This window comes from Ruegeria sp. BG6, from assembly GCF_056538465.1.
In genome coordinates, this window is the sequence record NZ_JBQFTB010000058.1 from 1 (window position 1) to 542 (window position 542).

General features: G+C 53.5%; 1 protein-coding gene. It reads left to right on the forward strand.

Going from position 1 to position 542, the window contains the following annotated elements; translation table 11 throughout:
• Window positions 1-180 precede the first annotated feature (180 nt).
• Window positions 181-450 (forward strand): HlyU family transcriptional regulator, encoded by a 270-nt coding sequence (locus tag ACR0JW_RS23920; RefSeq protein ID WP_170825407.1) that lies wholly within the window; start codon window positions 181-183, stop codon window positions 448-450.
• Window positions 451-542: the final 92 nt, after the last annotated feature.

The window sequence follows — 542 nt, forward strand, 5'->3', positions numbered from 1 at the left end:
CCTCCGTGCAAGAGAAAGTGATGCGGGGGAATGGACTTTTGCCAAGGATCTGGACGTACTAGGCCACGCAAGGAGCGTACCGTCGGATCGAAGACCGGTGTTCTGATAGCATGACATGCTTCACGCCTGTCCTAAGCGGCGCTAGTCTCCGGTCATGGCAACGCTGAAAGGAGCCGCCCAATGTCCCTCTTCTCTAAACTCTTCGGTGGTGGCGAAAAATCGGAGCCGGAGCCGGTCTATTACAGAGGGTTCGAAATCTTTCCGGACCTGATGCACGAAGGTGGCAAATACCGTCTTTTGGCCCGTATAGAAAAGACCATCGATGGAGATCGCAAGACCCATACAGTGATCCGTGCGGATGTCTTTGAAACCCGGGATCAGGGCGAAAGCTTCAGTATCGCAAAGGCGAAACAGGTGATTGACGAGCAGGGCGAACGCATTTTCGATTAAGTAAACAGATAGCCCAATGTAAGCGATGCAATCGACAGGTGTCCCGCAAAGTAGACATCCGTTCCGATTGGGCGAACGACCGCAATGCGGAC

Bases quoted from the DNA above. Each gene is read 5' to 3' on its own strand.
- ACR0JW_RS23920 (WP_170825407.1), top strand. From the start codon at position 181: ATGTCCCTCTTCTCTAAACTCTTCGGTGGTGGCGAAAAATCGGAGCCG.